The 16924-nt window shown below is 71.7% G+C and carries 15 protein-coding genes; 11 read left to right on the top strand and 4 right to left on the bottom strand.

Features of this window, described 5'->3' with window-relative positions; translation table 11 throughout:
* Positions 1 to 4: 4 nt before the first annotated feature.
* Complete coding sequence (locus EDD93_RS11320; protein ID WP_123525033.1) at positions 5 to 1024, bottom strand: LacI family DNA-binding transcriptional regulator; 1020 nt, start codon at positions 1022 to 1024, stop codon at positions 5 to 7.
* A gap of 409 nt (positions 1025 to 1433) precedes the next feature.
* Here EDD93_RS11320 and EDD93_RS11325 point away from each other — a divergent pair, with 409 nt between their 5' ends.
* The 9 genes from EDD93_RS11325 (at position 1434) to EDD93_RS11365 (ending at position 13984) form a co-directional block, all read left to right on the top strand.
* Positions 1434 to 2720, top strand: coding sequence for an extracellular solute-binding protein (locus tag EDD93_RS11325; protein WP_123525034.1), 1287 nt, complete (start codon positions 1434 to 1436; stop codon positions 2718 to 2720).
* 8 nt (positions 2721 to 2728) lie between these two features.
* Positions 2729 to 3679 (top strand): carbohydrate ABC transporter permease, encoded by a 951-nt coding sequence (locus tag EDD93_RS11330; RefSeq protein ID WP_398903338.1) that lies wholly within the window; start codon positions 2729 to 2731, stop codon positions 3677 to 3679.
* Complete coding sequence (locus EDD93_RS11335) at positions 3676 to 4536, top strand: carbohydrate ABC transporter permease (protein WP_123525035.1); 861 nt, start codon at positions 3676 to 3678, stop codon at positions 4534 to 4536. Before EDD93_RS11330 ends, EDD93_RS11335 begins: the two co-directional genes overlap by 4 nt.
* A gap of 45 nt (positions 4537 to 4581) precedes the next feature.
* Positions 4582 to 5835, top strand: coding sequence for a glycosyl hydrolase (locus tag EDD93_RS11340; RefSeq protein WP_123525036.1), 1254 nt, complete (start codon positions 4582 to 4584; stop codon positions 5833 to 5835).
* A 70-nt stretch (positions 5836 to 5905) separates the two neighbouring features.
* Positions 5906 to 7966: an endo-beta-N-acetylglucosaminidase gene (locus EDD93_RS11345; protein WP_123525037.1), complete on the top strand. Its 2061-nt coding sequence runs from the start codon at positions 5906 to 5908 to the stop codon at positions 7964 to 7966.
* 59 nt (positions 7967 to 8025) lie between these two features.
* Positions 8026 to 11055, top strand: a complete 3030-nt coding sequence (locus tag EDD93_RS11350; RefSeq protein ID WP_123525038.1) for a glycoside hydrolase family 38 C-terminal domain-containing protein — start codon at positions 8026 to 8028, stop codon at positions 11053 to 11055.
* 358 nt (positions 11056 to 11413) lie between these two features.
* Entirely contained in the window at positions 11414 to 11617 is a 204-nt protein-coding gene (locus tag EDD93_RS11355; protein ID WP_015609674.1) for a cold-shock protein, read from the top strand.
* A 429-nt stretch (positions 11618 to 12046) separates the two neighbouring features.
* Positions 12047 to 13621 carry a DEAD/DEAH box helicase gene (locus EDD93_RS11360; RefSeq protein ID WP_123525039.1) on the top strand — a complete coding sequence of 525 codons (1575 nt, stop codon included), beginning with the start codon at positions 12047 to 12049 and terminating at the stop codon, positions 13619 to 13621.
* A gap of 51 nt (positions 13622 to 13672) precedes the next feature.
* Positions 13673 to 13984, top strand: coding sequence for an SCO5918 family protein (locus EDD93_RS11365; RefSeq protein ID WP_123525040.1), 312 nt, complete (start codon positions 13673 to 13675; stop codon positions 13982 to 13984).
* 89 nt (positions 13985 to 14073) lie between these two features.
* Here EDD93_RS11365 and crcB (EDD93_RS11370) read toward each other — a convergent pair whose 3' ends face one another.
* Genes crcB (EDD93_RS11370) through crcB (EDD93_RS11380) form a run of 3 tightly spaced genes read right to left on the bottom strand, consistent with a single transcriptional unit; the run spans position 14074 to position 15235 of the window.
* On the bottom strand, positions 14074 to 14448 hold the full coding sequence (crcB, locus tag EDD93_RS11370; RefSeq protein WP_123525041.1) for a fluoride efflux transporter CrcB: 375 nt from the start codon (positions 14446 to 14448) through the stop codon (positions 14074 to 14076).
* On the bottom strand, positions 14445 to 14795 hold the full coding sequence (locus EDD93_RS11375; protein WP_123525042.1) for a DUF190 domain-containing protein: 351 nt from the start codon (positions 14793 to 14795) through the stop codon (positions 14445 to 14447). The genes crcB (EDD93_RS11370) and EDD93_RS11375 overlap by 4 nt, the downstream gene beginning before the upstream one ends.
* Positions 14792 to 15235, bottom strand: coding sequence for a fluoride efflux transporter CrcB (gene crcB, locus EDD93_RS11380; RefSeq protein WP_123525043.1), 444 nt, complete (start codon positions 15233 to 15235; stop codon positions 14792 to 14794). Before crcB (EDD93_RS11380) ends, EDD93_RS11375 begins: the two co-directional genes overlap by 4 nt.
* A gap of 241 nt (positions 15236 to 15476) precedes the next feature.
* Between crcB (EDD93_RS11380) and EDD93_RS11385 the strand changes: the two genes are divergently transcribed.
* Positions 15477 to 16220 carry a peptidoglycan recognition protein gene (locus EDD93_RS11385; protein ID WP_123525044.1) on the top strand — a complete coding sequence of 248 codons (744 nt, stop codon included), beginning with the start codon at positions 15477 to 15479 and terminating at the stop codon, positions 16218 to 16220.
* Between the two features lie 83 nt (positions 16221 to 16303).
* Complete coding sequence (locus EDD93_RS11390) at positions 16304 to 16915, top strand: GNAT family N-acetyltransferase (RefSeq protein WP_123525045.1); 612 nt, start codon at positions 16304 to 16306, stop codon at positions 16913 to 16915.
* Positions 16916 to 16924: the final 9 nt, after the last annotated feature.

The raw sequence follows: 16924 nt of genomic DNA on the forward strand, positions 1-16924 counted from the left end.
CTCCTCAGCCGCCGTTCACCGCTGCCGTGCTGCCCCGTTCGATGAGCCGGGGCAGCGGCACCTGGATGGTGTGCGCCGTGCCGCCGTCGAGCAGCGCCGTCAGCTCCCGCGCCGCGAGCCGCCCGAACGCGACGGTGTCCCTGGACAGCGCGGTCAGCCACGGGGCGGTCAGCCGGCAGAGCGCGGAGTCCTCCCACGACACCACCGACACGTCCTCCGGGACCCGCAGGCCGAGGCCGGCCGTGACCGCCACCCCGGCCGCCGCCATCACGTCGTTGTCGTAGACGATCGCGGTCGGCGGGGTGCCGTGCTCCAGTACCCGGCGGGTCACCGCCGCGCCCTCGGTGTCCGAGTAGTCCGTGGTCACCGAGTGGGCCTCGGTCAGTCCGCGCCGGTCGGCCTCGATGCGCAGGGACCGGATGCGGCGGTCGGTGTGCGCGAGTGAGGGCAGTCCGGCGATGTGCACGATGCGCCGGTGGCCCAGTTCGTGCAGCCGTCCGACGACGGCCGCCATCGCTCCCGCGTCGTCCGCGCGGATCTGCGAGAGGCCCGGGTGGGGGCCGGTGTCGCTGCCGGGCAGGGCGCCGATGACGACGCCGGGCAGGCCCAGTTCGTCCAGCAGACCGACGCGCGGGTCGTCGGTGCGCGGGTCCACGACGAGCACCCCGTCCACCCGCCGCTCCGCCCACCAGCGCCGGTAGACCGCGCACTCGGCCGCCACGTCCTCCACCACCTGGAAGAGCAGCCCGAGCCGGCGCTCCGCCAGGACCTCCTGGATGCCGGAGATCAGCTGGAGGAAGAAGGAGTCCACGCCCAGGTTCGCCGCCGGGCGGGCCACCACCAGACCCACGGTGGCCGAGCCCTCGCCGGACAGTGCGCGGGCGGCGGTGCTCGGGTGCCAGCCCAACTGCTCGGCCACGCGCCGGATCCGGTCCCGGGTGACCGCCGAGACCCCCGGGCGGTCGTTGAGCGCGAAGGACACCGCGCTCTCCGACACCCCGGCCCGCTGGGCGATGTCCTTCATGGTCGGCCGTCGCGCGGGCGTCCGTCTGGCCGGCGAGGTGTCCCCGGCCGGCGGCCCCTTCGGTGTCACCGAGTGCCTCTCTCCTGCGTTCCCTGTGGCTCATGGGTCGTCGGGTTCGCTCTCCCCCGGGGGCATCGTAGGGCCTTGTGGGCCATTGGTCGAGAGCGAAGCGCTCAGACAACTAATGCGCTTGAGCTACAGACACCTAAAGCGCATTAGTAATCGATCTTCAATGCATCTCAACAAGGCTCTGAGCTGCATGTATGCCGAAAGGTGTGGCCTGATTGAAGAGAATGTATTGACTTTCCTCCACGCGCATTGCAGGGTCTGCTGGGCGAACGCATCCGGCCGGTCGGTGACCTCCGGTACGCCGTCCGCACGCCTGGTCCGAGCAAAGGAGCCGTTCACCGTGCGCATCTCTCGCAGAGCAGTCGCCACTGCCGCCGTCCTCGCCACCGTCCTGCCGCTGAGCGCCTGTGGCGGCGGATCGGGTTCGGGCTCGTCCGGCGCCTCGGGCAAGGTCGAAGGGAAGATCACCTTCCAGACCTGGAACCTGCAGGCGAACTTCAAGGACTACTTCAACGGCGTGATCGCGGACTTCGAGAAGAAGTACCCGGGCACCGAGGTCAAGTGGGTCGACCGGCCCGGCGAGGGCTACGCGGACAAGATCAGCGCGGACGCGGCCGGCGGCACCCTGCCCGACGTCGTCAACGTCTCGCCCGACCTGGTGGCCCCGCTGGCCAAGGCGGGCATCGCGCTCGACCTCGACAAGGCGGCCTCCAAGTACCGCAAGGAATACCTGCCGGGCGCCTGGCAGAGCCACCAGATACCGGGCACGCAGGGGACGTTCGCCTTCCCCTGGTACCTCAACACCGGCCCGATGTTCTACAACAAGCGCCTCCTCAAGGACGCCGGACTCGACCCGCAGAAGCCGCCGTCCACCTACGACGAGGTCTTCTCGGACGGACTGAAGCTGGCCGAGAAGAGCAAGGGCAAGGTCGCCACCCTCGCCAACGTGCCCACCATCGAGGACTTCGGCCGCTACGGCGGACAGCTGATGAACAAGGAAGGCACCGGCTTCGCCTTCAACGACGCCAAGGGTGTCGAACTGCTCACCCGCTACAAGGAGTTGTACGACGCCAAGGGGCTCGACGCGCAGGCGCTGACCGCGACGCCCGAGTCGTCCGGCCACAAGTTCCTCACCGAGTCCGTGGCGATGAACCCGGGCAGCGCGCTGGACCTGGCCAACTTCAAGAAGCAGGCGCCCAGCCTCTACAAGAACATCGGCATCACCGACCAGGTCAGCAACACCGGCAAGGCCAACATGTACGTCATGGGCGTCATGGTGAACGCCCAGACCAAGCGGCAGCCCGCCGCCGTGGCCTTCGCGCACTACATGACCGACGCGACCCGGCAGATGGAGTTCGCGAAGCAGGTCGCCATCTTCCCCAGCACCGCCGGATCGCTCGACGACCCGTACTTCACCAAGGAGGACGGCACCGACGAGACCCGCGTCCGGGTCGCCGCCGCCAAGTCCCTGAAGACGGCGGAGAATTACACGCCGGTGCTGTTCAGCGAGCAGATGAAGACCGAGCTGCGCAACCAGATCGCCAAGGCGCTGCAGGGAAAGCAGAGCCCCAAGGAAGCCCTTGATAACGCTGTCAAGGCCTGTGACCGGCTGCTGCAGCAGAGCTGAGCCCCCTCGTGACTACCCCCGCCTCCGCCCCGGCCCTCACCCCCGTCCCCACGCCGGCGGCCGCGCCCACCCCCGGACCGGTCCGCCGGATCAGCCGCCATCTGCCCCTGAGCCCCTGGCTGTTCGCGGCCCCCGGGCTGATCGTGGTCGGCGCGTTCAGCCTCTACCCGTTCTTCAGCACGCTGGTCAACGCCTTCACCGACCGGCGGACCCTGGTCCCGGGGAAGTTCGTCGGCCTGGCGAACTTCCGGGAACTGCTGCACGACGAGATGTTCTGGACCGGCCTGCGCAACAGCGCGCTGTACGTACTGGTCGTCGTCCCGGCCCTCGTCATCCTCCCGCTGCTGCTGGCGATGCTCGTCCAGCGGCACATCCCCGGCATCACCTTCTTCCGCTCCGCCTTCTACACCCCGGTCGTCGCGTCCATCGTCGTCGTCGGCCTGATCTGGGTATGGATGCTCGACGACCGGGGGCTGGTCAACTCGCTCCTGGAAGCCGTGGGCATCGGCAAGGTCGGCTTCCTCAGCGACCAGTGGCTGCTGCTCGGCAGCGCGATGGCGGTCACGGTCTGGAAGGGCCTGGGCTACTACATGATCATTTACCTGGCCGCGCTGTCGAACGTGCCGCGCGAGCTGCACGAGGCGGCCTCCGTCGACGGTGCCGGGGTGGTGCGCCGCTTCTTCACCGTCACCGTCCCCGCCATCCGCTCCACCATGGTGCTGGTCGCGGCGCTCTCCTCGGTCTCCGCCTTCAAGGTGTTCTCCGAGGTCTACCTGATGGCCGGCCCCTCCGGCGGACCGGCGGGCGAGGACACCACCCTGGTGATGCTCGTCCAGCGGGTCGGCACCGGACTGACCGGGCGGGTCGGGTACGCCTCCGCCATCTCCGTCGTCATCTTCGTCGTCACCGTCGGCCTGATGCTCCTGGTGCTGCGCGCCGACCGCAAGGAGGACGCGTGAGCATCCTGAAGACCACCGACGCCGAGGGACGCCGCATCGCGCCCTGGCAGCTCGTCCTGCGCTACGTGCTGCTGCTCGCCGTACTGGTGCTGACCGTAGGACCGTTCCTGTGGCAGCTCTCGACGTCCCTGAAGGGTCCGGGCGAGGACATCTTCAGCTCACCGCCGAAGTTCTTCCCCAGCCATCCCACCCTGGACAACTACAGCCGGGTCGCCGACACCATCCCGGTGTGGGACTACGCCTTCAACTCCCTCAAGGTCGCCGCCGCCAACGTGGTCACCAACTGCGTGGGCGCCGCACTGGCCGGCTACGCGCTGGCCCGGCTGCGCTACCGGGGGCGGCGGGCCGCGACGCTGGCGTTCATCCTCGCCATGCTGGTGCCCGTGGAGGGCATCATCATCGCCCAGTTCACCACCATGCGTGATCTCGGCCTGAACAACACCCTGCTCGGGGTGCTGCTGCCGGGTTCCATCGGGGCGATGAACGTCCTGCTGATGCGCAACGCCTTCCTGAACCTCCCCCAGGAGGTGGAGGAGGCGGCCTTTGTGGACGGTGCCAACGTCTGGCAGCGCTTCCTGCGGATCGCGCTGCCCTCGGTCAAGGGGACCCTCGCCGTCGTCGCGATCTTCGCCTTCATGGGCTCGTGGGACGACTTCCTCTGGCCGCTGATCGTCCTCAGCGACCCGGAGAACTTCACCCTGACCATCGGGCTGAACTACCTGCACGGCACCTTCGCGAACGACGAACGCCTCGTCGCGGCGGGCACGATCATCGCCGTGCTCCCGCTCATCGTGCTCTTCGCCGGTCTGCAGCGCTTCTTCTTCCGGGGTGTCGGCGAAGGCGCCGTCAAGGGCTGACCGACCCGCCGCCACCCGCACCACAGAACCAGGACCCCGTTCCCCATGAGCTCCTCCCCGCTTCGCTTCGGCGCCAACTACACGCCCAGCCAGGGCTGGTTCCACCACTGGCTGGACTTCGACCTCGACGACGTACGGGCCGACCTCGACTCGATCGCCGGTCTCGGCCTCGACCACATCCGGGTCTTCCCGCTCTGGCCGCTCTTCCAGCCCAACCGCACCCTGATCCGCCCGCGCGCCGTCGAGCAGCTCGTCCAGCTGGCCGACGCCGCCGCCGAGCGCGGACTGGACGTCAGCGTGGACGGGCTCCAGGGCCATCTGTCGAGCTTCGACTTCCTGCCCGCCTGGACCGGGACCTGGCACCGGCGCAACCTCTTCACCGACCCGGACGTGCTCTCCGGGCAGGCCGAGTACCTGCGCACCCTGGCCGCCGCCCTCGCGGACCGGCCGAACTTCATCGGGATGACCCTCGGCAACGAGATCAACCAGTTCTCCGGGGACCCGCACCCCGACCCGGACCGCATCACGCCCGAACAGGCGGGCAGCTGGCTGACCCGGATGCTTGAGGCCTGCGAGGAGGGGGCGCCCGGCAAGCTCCACCTGCACGCCGAGTACGACGCCGCCTGGTACCAGGACGACCACGCCTTCACCCCGGCGCACGCGGCCCGGATCGGGGCCGTCACCGCCGTGCACTCCTGGGTCTTCAACGGCACCGCCCAGCGCCACGGCCGCACCGGCACCGCCACCGAGCACCACGCCGCCTACCTGATCGAGCTCTCCAAGGCCTGGGCGCTGGACCCGCACCGCCCGGTCTGGCTCCAGGAGGTCGGCGCCCCCGCCCCGCTGATCCCGGCCGAGCACGCCGCCGCGTTCACCTCGGCGACCGTCGAGAACGCGCTGGACTGCGAGGACGTCTGGGGCGTCACCTGGTGGTGCTCCCACGACGTGTCCCGCTCCCTGGCCGACTTCCCCGAACTCGAGTACGGGCTGGGCCTGCTGACCAACGACCGGCAGGTCAAACCGGCCGGACGGGCCATCGCGCAGACCGTCGGGGAACAGCGCGGCCGGACCCGGACGCCCGCGCCCCGCACCACGGCCCTCGTCGTCGACACCGGCGACGACACGACCGCGCCCCACCGCTCCACCTGCGCCCCCGGCGGCGCGGTCTTCGAGGCCTTCGCCCGGCTCACCGCCGACGGGGTACGCCCCACGACCGTCCTCGCGAGCAGGGCCGGGGACCGGGAGCACCTGGCCGCGCGCTCCATCACCGAGGTCGTCACGCCCGAACAGGTCCGATGACCGCGCCGCCACCCGCCCGAACCACCTTGCCCAGCACCGGAATCGCACCTCACACGATACGGAGCACACCATGAACCGCCCCCTGCCGCGTCCGGCCGCCCCCACCCGCCGCACCGTGGTCCTCGCGGGCGCCGGGACCGCCGCCGCCCTCCTGGCGCCGGCCTCCGCCGCCTCCGCCGCACCCACCGGACCGGGCGGGCGGCAGCCGTACGCCTCCTACTGGTTCCCGGACTCGCTGCCGGCCGGCGAGCCCGGCGACGGTGTCACCTGGCGCAGCCTGAAGGCCTGGCGCGCCGCCAGCGACCCCGACCTGCCGTTCAACACGGCGTCGGTGCCGCTCGCGGACCGGTTCACGCCCGTCCCGGTGAACCCGACGGCCCGCGCCGGCCAGGCGCGCATCAGCTCCCTGGTGGCGTTCGGCAACACCGCGGGGAACCCCTCCCAGGGCTCCGCGACCGCCGACCACTACGCCCTGAACCACTGGGCGTACATCGACGAACTCGTCTTCTGGGGCGGCTCGGCCGGCGAGGGCCTGATCCTCGCGCCCAACGCCCCGGTGGTGGACGCGGCGCACCGCAACGGCGTGCCGGTGCTCGGCACCGTCTTCCTGCCGCCCGTGCACCACGGCGGTGACCTGCGGTGGACGCGCGACCTCGTGCAGCGCGACGCCGCCGGCCGTTTCCCGCTGGCCGCGAAGCTGGTGGAGGCGGCGCTCGCGTACGGCTTCGACGGCTGGTTCATCAACGCGGAGACCGAGGGCGGGGACGCCGCGCTCGGCGCCGAGATGCTCGCCTTCGTCACCGACCTGCGGGCGCGCGGCCGGTCGGCCGGTCTGCGGATCACCTGGTACGACGCGATGACGGTCCGGGGCGAGGTCGGCTGGCAGGGCGCGCTCAACGCGCAGAACGAGGCGCTGTTCGAGCAGGCGGACTCGATGTTCGTGGACTTCCGCTGGACCCCCGGGACGCTCGCCGCCTCCGGGGAGAGGGCCGAGACCGCAGGCCGCAGCCGCTACGAGCTCTGGGCGGGCGTCGACGTCGAATCGACCGGCTGGAACCGGTCGGTGGACTGGGACGCGATCATTCCCACCGACCGCCCGCACACCGTCAGCTACGGCTTCTACCGGCCCGAGTGGACCCTGAACCACCTCCCCGAAGGCCGCACCCCCGCCCAGTTCCACGCCGCCGACCAGCAGTTCTGGACCGGGCAGTCGCTCGACCCGGCCCGCCCCGGCCCGGCCGGCGGCTGGCGGGCCCCCGCGACGGCGGTGGCCGACCGCTCTACCGTCGACCGGCTGCCGTTCGCCAGCACGTTCAACACCGGCCACGGGCTGCGCTGGTACGAGAACGGCCGGATCACCTCGGCCGCCGAGTGGAACCACCTGGGCCTCCAGGACCGCCTGCCCGGCCGGCGCTGGGTGGTCCGCACCGGGGGCCGGACCCCGTCCGTGGCCTTCGACTTCGACGACGCCTGGCACGGCGGCAGCAGCCTGCTGGTCGACGGCGAGCTCGACGCCCCGGTGACCGTCGGGCTGTACGGCACCCGGCTGCCGTTCACCCGGCACACCGTCGTCGAGCTCACCCACCGCACCGACGCGGGATCGGGGCCGGTCACCGTCGAACTCGCCGTCGCCCGGCGCGAGCCGGAGCGGCCCGGGGACCCGATCGCGTACACGTACGTCCCGGCGGGCGAACTACGGGCGGGCTGCGCCGGCTGGACCACCTCCGTGCTCCGGCCGCACTCCCTGGCCGGAACGGTCCGCGCGCTGGGCGTACGCCTCACGGCGGCCGGTCCGGTGCGCTGGCGGCTCGGCGCCCTGGCCGTACGGGACGGCGCGGTCCCGGCCCCGGCCGCGCCGAGCGCACTGCGCGTCACCGGCGCGTCCCCGGGAAGCGACGGCACCGGACTGCGGCTGCGCTGGCACCGGGCCCCCGGCAACCCGCGCCACTACGAGCTGCACCGCGTCCTGCCCGACGGCACCCGGCGCTTCCTCGGCGGCACCTGCGGCACGGCGTTCTTCGTGCCGGGCGTTCGCCGGGAACCGGCCGAGAAAGCCGCTCGTTTCCAGGTCAGGGCCGTGAGCGAGCTCTACACGACGTCCGGCGCCGCCACCACCACGCACCGCTGGTAACCCCCGCCGGGCACCGCCGGCACCCCCACCCGCACCCACCTCACAACGGAGCCACCCTCATGCACGACGACCGCACCCTGGTCGAAGCCCGTCTGAAGCGCGTCCTCGACGAGCGCATCCGGCCGGCCGTATACCCGGAATCCGTACCGCTGGACGTCGCCGTCTGGAACGCTCCGGGCGAGCCGGTCCCGGTCGCCGAGGGCCTGGCCGCCGCCACCGAACCGATCGCGGTCGGCGACCGCTGGGGCGCTCCGTGGGGCACCTGCTGGTTCCGGGTCTCCGGGACGGTCCCGCAGGAGTGGGCGGGGCGGACGGTGGAGGCGCTGCTCGACCTCGGCTTCGACGAGAACATGCCGGGCTTCCAGTGCGAGGGCCTCGTCTACCGCCCCGACGGCACCCCGGTGAAGGGCCTCAACCCGCGCAACCAGTGGGTGCGGGTCGGGGCGCCCGCCGAGGGCGGCGACGAGGTGCTGCTGCACATCGAGGCCGCGTCCAACCCGGTCATCCTCGACTACCACCCCTTCCTGCCGACCCGGCTGGGCGACAAGGAGACCGCGGGCAGCGAACCGCAGTACGTGCTGGCCCGGATGGACCTCGCGGTCTTCGACGAGAACGTGTGGAACCTCGTCCAGGACCTGGAGGTGCTGGGTGAGCTGATGCAGGAGCTGCCGGTGGACGGCGCCCGCCGCTGGGACCTCCTGCGCGCCGTCGGCCGCTGCCTGGACACGGTCGACCTCCAGGACGTCAACGGCACCGCGGCCGCCGCCCGCGAGCAGCTCGCCGCCGTCCTCAGGGCGCCCGCGCAGCCCTCCGCGCACCGCATCAGCGCCGTCGGCCACGCGCACATCGACTCCGCGTGGCTGTGGCCGCTGCGTGAGACGGTGCGCAAGGTCGCGCGTACGACGTCCAACATGACGGCCCTTCTGGAGGACGAGCCCGACTTCGTCTTCGCGATGTCGCAGGCCCAGCAGTTCGCCTGGATCAAGGAGCACCGCCCCGAGGTCTACGCCAAGGTCAAGCAGGCCGTCGCGGACGGGCGGTTCGTGCCCTCCGGCGGCATGTGGGTCGAGTCCGACACGAACATGCCGGGCTCGGAGGCGATGGCCCGCCAGTTCGTGCACGGGAAGCGGTTCTTCCTCGACGAGTTCGGCATCGAGAACGACGAGGCCTGGCTGCCCGACACGTTCGGCTTCGCGGCCGGGCTGCCGCAGATCATCAAGGCCGCCGGTTCCAAGTGGCTGCTCACGCAGAAGATCTCCTGGAGCCAGACCAACAAGTTCCCGCACCACACCTTCCAGTGGGAGGGCATCGACGGCACCCGGATCTTCACGCACTTCCCGCCCGTCGACACCTACAACTGCTCGATGAAGGGCAGCGAGATCGCCCACGCGGCGAAGAACTTCAAGGACAAGGGGGTCGCCCAGCACTCCCTCGCGCCGACCGGCTGGGGCGACGGGGGCGGCGGCACCACCCGCGAGATGATCGCCAAGGCGGCCCGGCTGCGCAGCCTCGAAGGGTCCGCGACGGTCACCTGGGAGACGCCCACCGACTTCTTCACCAAGGCGGAGGCCGAGTACCCCAACGCACCCGTGTGGGTCGGCGAGCTCTACCTGGAGCTGCACCGCGCGACGCTGACCAGCCAGGCGAAGACCAAGCAGGGCAACCGCCGCAGCGAACACCTGCTGCGCGAGGCCGAGCTGTGGGCCGCCACCGCCGCCGTGCGGACCGGGGCCGCCTACCCGTACGAGCAGCTGGACCGGATCTGGAAGACGGTGCTGCTGCACCAGTTCCACGACATCCTGCCCGGCTCGTCGATCGCCTGGGTGCACCGCGAGGCGGAGAAGACGTACGCCGCCGTCGCCGAGGAGCTCAACGGCATCGTCGACGCCGCGCAGCGCGCCCTGGCCGGTGACGCCACGACGGGCGGCACCCTCCTCTTCAACTCCGCCCCGCACGCCCGCGGCGGTGTCCCGGCCGGTGCGGCCGGCGCCCTCACGGCCGCCGACGGCGCCACCCTCGCCCCGCGGGAGGGCGGCGGCTTCGTCCTGGACAACGGGCTGCTCCGGGTGGAGATCGACGCCCGGGGGCTGGTCGTCTCGGCGTACGACCTCGCCGCAGGGCGCGAGACGGTGGCCCCGGGCCGGGCCGCGAACCTGCTCCAGATCCACCCGGACTTCCCGAACATGTGGGACGCGTGGGACGTCGACGAGTTCTACCGCAACACCGTCACCGACCTGACGGACCTCGACGAGCTGACCCCCGTCCACGACGGGGAGGCCGTCGCCGTACGGATCGTGCGCGGCTTCGGTGAATCGAAGGTCACCCAGCTGCTGACGCTCGCGCCGGGCGTCAAGCGGCTCGACATCGACACCGAGGTCGACTGGCACGAGACGGAGAAGTTCCTCAAGGCGGCGTTCCCGCTGGACATCCACGCCGAGCGGTACGCCTCCGAGACCCAGTTCGGGCACTTCTACCGGGCGACGCACACCAACACCAGCTGGGAGGCGGCCAAGTTCGAGGCGTGCAACCACCGCTTCGTGCACCTGGAGGAGCCGGGCTGGGGCGTGGCCCTGGTCAACGACTCGACGTACGGGCACGACGTGACGCGCACCGTCCGGGACTCGGACGCGGGCACGACCACCACCGTGCGGGTCTCGCTGCTGCGTGCCCCGCGCTTCCCCGACCCGGAGACCGACCAGGGCGTGCACCGCTTCCGGCACGCGCTCGCGCCGGGCGCGGCGATCGGTGACGCGGTCCGGGAGGGCTTCCGGATCAACCTGCCGGAGCGCCGGATCGCGGGCGACAGCGAGGTGGCCCCGCTGGTGGCCGTCGACAACGACGCGGTCGTGGTCAGCGCCGTCAAGCTGGCGGACGACGCGAGCGGCGACCTCGTCGTGCGGCTCTACGAGTCGACGGGCGGCCGCGCCAGGGCCCGGCTGACCACCGGCTTCGAGGCCGAGGGCCTCGCGGTGACCGACCTGCTGGAGCGGCCGCTGGCCGACGCGGTGGCACCAGAGCTGAGTGAGGGCGGCGTCCAGCTGTCGCTGCGCCCGTTCGAGCTGATCACGCTGAGGTTCGCGCGCCGCTGAGTTCCGGCCCGGTGGGCCGGCGGACCCGTCCGCCGGCCCACCGGGCGGTCAACTACCGACCCGTTCGGCCGCGAATATCTACAGCGACAAGCACAGAATTTTACGCAATGTGCGATGAGGGTTTATGACACGCCGGGTGGAGTGTAATTACTTGCCGCGCCCGCTCGCATTCATTGTGCTACTGTAGATCTCAGTTGCAGTTGTGGTTCCCAAAGACTCCAAGTGCTCTCCTCAGCTAAATGGGCTGATGGGTGCACTTTTGTATTTCCGGTTCATTATCCGGATGGGGTAATCATCGCGGCGACGCGGGACTGGCACAGTGCGAGTCCCCGGGCTCTGCCCCAGAAGGAGATAAAACATGGCTACTGGCACCGTCAAGTGGTTCAACGCGGAAAAGGGCTTCGGCTTCATCGAGCAGGATGGTGGCGGCGCTGACGTCTTCGCCCACTACTCGAACATCGCCGCCAGCGGCTTCCGTGAGCTGCAGGAGGGCCAGAAGGTGAACTTCGACGTCACGCAGGGCCAGAAGGGCCCGCAGGCGGAGAACATCACCCCCGCGTGAATCTGATTGCTCCGGCGCTCACGCGCTGAGATGCTTTCGCGCAGCTGGGGCCCGCACCTTGGGGTGCGGGCCCCAGCTCGTTGCTTTCCCGGGTCCACCCCCGAGCGATGCCGTGCCGGTGTACGACCGCCACGAGCCGCCGGGCAGGCGCCCGGACCACGATCTTCACCGTGCGGCGGACGATCCGCCATGGCCCCCGGACCGGAAAACCGGCCCGCCGGGGCCCCATGACATGACCTGCCGGACCGCTCTGCGGCCCGCTCGTCCCGTCATTGCGAAGCACCGGACCCGGTTCGGCCGGGCCCGTATCGGCTCAAGACCGGCTGCCGGGCTTCGTTCACGTATGCCAACGGCCCGTTCTTGCGATTCTTGTGCCGCTCGTCGCCGCAATGAATTCCTCGATACGCGCCATATCGAGGGAGGGTTCCTATGAACCGCGACCGCACAGCCCGCTCGAATGACCGTTATTCCCGCACTTCCGGCGGCTCACGCTCGGGAGGCGGCTTCCGCTCGCAGGCCCCGGGCCGCCAGGGCGGCCAGGGCCGTTTCGGCGCCCCGGCCCAGCGCTCCGGTGGCGGCGGTGGCTACGGCCGCAGGCCCGCTGCCAAGCAGGGCGAGTTCGCACTGCCGACGACCATCACCCCGGCGCTGCCGGCCGTGGAGGCCTTCGCCGATCTCGAGATGCCCGCGCAGCTGCTGTCGGCGCTCGCCAACGAGGGCGTCACGGTGCCGTTCCCGATCCAGGGGGCCACGCTGCCGAACTCGCTGGCCGGCCGTGACGTGCTGGGCCGGGGCCGTACCGGCTCCGGCAAGACGCTCGCCTTCGGTCTGGCCCTGCTGGCCCGCATCGAGGGCCGCCGCGCCGACGCCCGGCGCCCGCTGGCCCTGGTGCTCGTCCCCACCCGGGAACTGGCCCAGCAGGTCACCGACGCGCTCACCCCGTACGCCCGCTCGCTCAAGCTGCGGCTGGCCACCGTCGTCGGCGGCATGTCGATCGGCCGGCAGTCCGCGGCGCTGCGCGGCGGCTCCGAGGTCGTCGTCGCCACGCCGGGCCGGCTGAAGGACCTGATCGAGCGCGGCGACTGCTCGCTGGACCGGGTCTCCATCACGGTCCTGGACGAGGCCGACCAGATGGCCGACATGGGCTTCATGCCGCAGGTCACCGAGCTGCTGGACCAGGTGCAGCCGGAGGGCCAGCGGATGCTGTTCTCGGCCACCCTGGACCGCAACGTCGACCTGCTGGTGCGCCGCTACCTGCACGACCCGGTCGTCCACTCGGTCGACCCGGCCGCCGGCGCGGTCACGACGATGGAGCACCACGTGCTCTACGTCCACGGCGCCGACAAGTACGCCACCACGACGGAGATCGCCGCCCGCGACGGCCGCGTGATCATGTTCCTGGACACCAAGCACGCCGTGGACAAGCTCACCGACCACCTGCTCAACAGCGGGGTCCGGGCGGCGGCGCTGCACGGCGGGAAGTCGCAGCCGCAGCGCACCCGCACCCTGACCCGGTTCAAGACCGGGCACGTCACGGTGCTGGTCGCCACCAACGTCGCGGCGCGCGGCATCCACGTCGACAACCTCGACCTGGTCGTCAACGTCGACCCGCCGAGCGACCACAAGGACTACCTGCACCGAGGCGGCCGTACCGCCCGCGCCGGGGAGTCCGGCAGTGTCGTCACGCTGGTGCTGCCCAACCAGCGCCGCGAGATGACCCGCCTGATGGCCGACGCCGGGATCACCCCGCAGATCGCCCAGGTCCGCTCCGGAGAGGCCGAGCTCAGCCGGATCACCGGTGCTCAGGCGCCCTCGGGCGTGCCCGTCGTCATCACCTCGCCGGTGTCGGAGCGCCCCAAGGGCGGCTCCTCCTCGCGCGGCCGGCGCAGCCGTCCGGCCCAGGCCCGGCGCACCTCGTCGTCCTCCTCGGCGTCGGTCTCCTCGGCCTCCTCGCCGCGGGGCGGCGGCGCTCAGCGCCGGGCCTCCGGCAACCGCGCCGCCTGACCGATACCCGCGTTCCCGTCCGGTTCCGCTCCCCGACCCCGTTGAGGCACTATGCGCTGCGTCATCGCCCGCTTCCCCTTCGACCTCTTCAAGCATGAGGTCGAGGCATCGATGAAGGGCATCAAGCCCGAACCCGTCACCGGGGACTCGGTGATCATCAGCCGTCGTGTCTACCCGGTCAAGCAGGTGGGCGAGGTCATCACCCGCCAGGACCGGCGCGACTTCACCGCCGGTGAGGTGACCAGGGCGCTGGGGCGCCTCGGCTTCACCTGCCGGTCCGTGCCGGCGCCCGCCGCTCCGGTGGAGCTCAGCCCCATGGAGGCCGCTTCGGCGGCGCTGGGCACCCCCGGACAGGACGCCTGAACCACACCGCACAGCTGAGTCACCGCACGCCGGGGCCCGGTTCCCTCCCGGGGGAGCCGGGCCCCGGCGCGTCGTGGGCGGTGCGGCGGTCAGCCCCAGAGCGCTTCGGCGAGCGCGACGCCGGCGAAGACCGCGCCGAGACCCGCCACCACGCTCGCGACCACGTTGGCCGCCGCGTAGAACCGCGCGCCGTCCTCGGCCAGCCGCAGCGTCTCGTAGCTGAAGGTGGAGTAGGTGCTCAGGGCCCCGCAGAGCCCGGTGCCGAGCAGCAGCTGTACGTGGGACGAGGCGGCCCCCGCCGTCACCGCGCCGGTCAGCACCCCCAGCACCAGGCAGCCCGCCACGTTCACCGTGAACGTTCCCCAGGGGAAGACGGTGTCGTGCCGGGACTGCACCGCCCGGTCGGTCAGGTAGCGCAGCGGGGCGCCGACGGCCGCGCCGGCGATCACCAGGAGCCAGTTCACCGGGGCTCCTCCGGCTCGCCGCGCCGCACCAGCTCGCAGGCGTCCAGGACGACCGGGCTGTCGCCGGTCAGCTCCTCGATCAGCGGCAGGAACGCGCGCACCTTCTCCTCGGCGTCCACGATCACCACCGCCACCGGCAGGTCCTCGCTCAGCGAGAGCAGCCGCTGGGTGTGGATCATCGAGGAGGCACCGAAGCCCTCGATGCCCCGGAACACGCTGGCGCCCGCCAGTCCCGCCGCGTGCGCCCGGTGCACGATCTCGGTGTAGACCGGCCGGTGGTGCCAGCTGTCGGACTCCCCGACCAGGACGGTCAGCCGCAGGGCACGCTCGGTCCTCGATGTCGTCATGACTGCCTCCACGCCAGCACGCGGCGTGTCAGCCACACCGCGCTCCACACCGCCGCGAGGGCCGCGAGCAGTGTCAGTCCCAGATACGCCAGACCGCTGCGGGCCCGGCCGCCGTCGACGAGGCGCTGGATGTCCACGGCGTAGGTGGAGAAGGTCGTGAACCCGCCCAGCACCCCCGTACCGAAGAACGGCCGCACCAGGCGGTGGGCGGCCCAGACCTCGCTGATCACCACCATGAACACGCCGATCACCGCGCAGCCGATGACGTTGACCACGAGGGTCGTCCACGGGAATCCGTCGCCCGCCGTGGGCCAGAGCAGTGACGCCCCGTAGCGGGCGCACGCGCCGGCGGCGCCGCCGAGCGCGACCACGGCGACGACCGGGGCCTGCGGGTTCAGGGGTCCGGTGGGCGGGGTGGTTCCGGTGGGTCTGGTGGGCACGCTTCTCCTACCTGCCGGGGCACCCGCCGGACGCGGGCGCGCTCGTACGCAAGTAGGGACCGTTGGCGGCCGCTGTCCGCGGCCGCGGTTCGGGTACGGCGGGCCCCACCGCCGCGCGGCGGCCGTCTCCGGCGCCGCTCGCCCCCAGAATATCGTGGGGCCCCCGCGGGGGCGTGCCGGGCGGTTCACCCGATCGGCCACCGCATCTGCGGACGTGACCGGCAGGCCGCAGGGTGGTCCCATGTGGCCCCGTCGAGTCGCGCTGGGCGCCGCGGTCCTCCCGCTCACCCTGCTGGTGCTGCGGGACGCCCCGGTGCGGTTCGCGCTGCCCATGCCGGCCGCCGCCGCCCACGAGCGGCCGCGCCCGGTGCCGCACGGCGTGCCGCAGCCCGCGATAGTCAGCCGGGCTGCCTGGCACGCCGACGAGCACTTGGTCAGGGAGCCCGCGGTCTACACGGGCGCGGTGCGGGCGGTCTTCATCCACCACACCGGGGAGTCCAACGACTACGACTGCGCGGACGTGCCCCGGATGCTGCGCGCGGTGGAGGAGTCCCACATCAAGGGCAACGGCTGGGACGACATCGGCTACAACTTCCTCGTCGACCGGTGCGGGACGATCTACGAGGGCCGGGCGGGCGGCGTCCGGCGTTCGGTGCGCGGCGCGCACACCACGGGCTTCAACGCCGACAGCGTGGGCATAGCGGTGCTGGGCAACTACGGCCGGGGGGCCACGGTGCCGCCGGTCCTGATGCGGGCGCTGGCGAAGGTGGCCGCGTGGAAGCTGCTGCCGGGCATCGATCCGCGCGGCAAGGTCCGGCTGGTCTCGACGAACGACGCGAGCCGGTTCCCCAAGGGCACGGCCGCCGTGCTGAACGTCATATCCGGCCACCGCGACGCGTACCAGACCACCTGTCCGGGCGAGGCGCTGTACGCCGAGCTGCCCGCGATCCGGGCGGCGACGGCGGCCCTGCGCAGGACGCGGTGAAACGGCGGGACCACACCGTGGCGCCTCATTGCGCTAGTACATATTCATTTTCTGTCTAGTTCGAACCGGGTTATGGTTCCGGCATGTCTGCCACACCTCCGCACCCCGTGACCCTGACCGGCCGCCACGTACGCCTGGAGCCGCTGTCCCCGGACCACCTCGACGGCCTCTTCGCCTCGGGCGGCGGTGACGAGGAGGTCTGGCGCTGGCAGGGCGGACCGGCCCCGCGCACCCGGGAGGAGCTCGGCGAGAAGATGGCGGACCTGCTCGCGGACGCGCGGCGGGGCGCGTGTGTCCCGTTCGCCGTCATCGACCTCGCCGGCGGCCGGGCCATCGGCTGGACCACGTACATGGACATCGACGTGGCCGACGAGCGCCTGGAGATCGGCTGGACCTGGTACGGCCGCGCGTACTGGCGCTCGGCCGTCAACACCGAGACCAAGCTGCTCCTGCTCACCCACGCCTTCGAGGAACTCGGCATGGGGCGGGTTCAGTTGAAGACCGATCACCTCAACGAGCGGTCCCAGGCGGCGATCGCACGCCTCGGTGCCCGGCGCGAAGGGGTGCTGCGGCGCCACCGCCGCCGCCCGGACGGCAGCTGGCGCGACACCGTGTACTTCTCGCTGCTCGCCGACGAGTGGCCGCAGGCGAAGGCGGGGCTCAGGGCCCGGCTCGACGCCGGGTCCGCCGCCTGACTCCGAGGT

Source organism: Streptomyces sp. 840.1 (genome assembly GCF_003751445.1).
GTDB lineage: Bacteria > Actinomycetota > Actinomycetes > Streptomycetales > Streptomycetaceae > Streptomyces.

Coding starts and splice junctions, on each gene's coding strand:
- EDD93_RS11360 (WP_123525039.1), top strand. CDS start 12,047: ATGAACCGCGACCGCACAGCCCGCTCGAATGACCGTTATTCCCGCACT.
- EDD93_RS11345 (WP_123525037.1), top strand. CDS start 5,906: ATGAACCGCCCCCTGCCGCGTCCGGCCGCCCCCACCCGCCGCACCGTG.
- EDD93_RS11390 (WP_123525045.1), top strand. CDS start 16,304: ATGTCTGCCACACCTCCGCACCCCGTGACCCTGACCGGCCGCCACGTA.
- EDD93_RS11320 (WP_123525033.1), bottom strand. CDS start 1,024: ATGAAGGACATCGCCCAGCGGGCCGGGGTGTCGGAGAGCGCGGTGTCC.
- EDD93_RS11365 (WP_123525040.1), top strand. CDS start 13,673: ATGCGCTGCGTCATCGCCCGCTTCCCCTTCGACCTCTTCAAGCATGAG.
- EDD93_RS11375 (WP_123525042.1), bottom strand. CDS start 14,795: ATGACGACATCGAGGACCGAGCGTGCCCTGCGGCTGACCGTCCTGGTC.
- EDD93_RS11385 (WP_123525044.1), top strand. CDS start 15,477: ATGTGGCCCCGTCGAGTCGCGCTGGGCGCCGCGGTCCTCCCGCTCACC.
- EDD93_RS11355 (WP_015609674.1), top strand. CDS start 11,414: ATGGCTACTGGCACCGTCAAGTGGTTCAACGCGGAAAAGGGCTTCGGC.
- EDD93_RS11340 (WP_123525036.1), top strand. CDS start 4,582: ATGAGCTCCTCCCCGCTTCGCTTCGGCGCCAACTACACGCCCAGCCAG.
- EDD93_RS11350 (WP_123525038.1), top strand. CDS start 8,026: ATGCACGACGACCGCACCCTGGTCGAAGCCCGTCTGAAGCGCGTCCTC.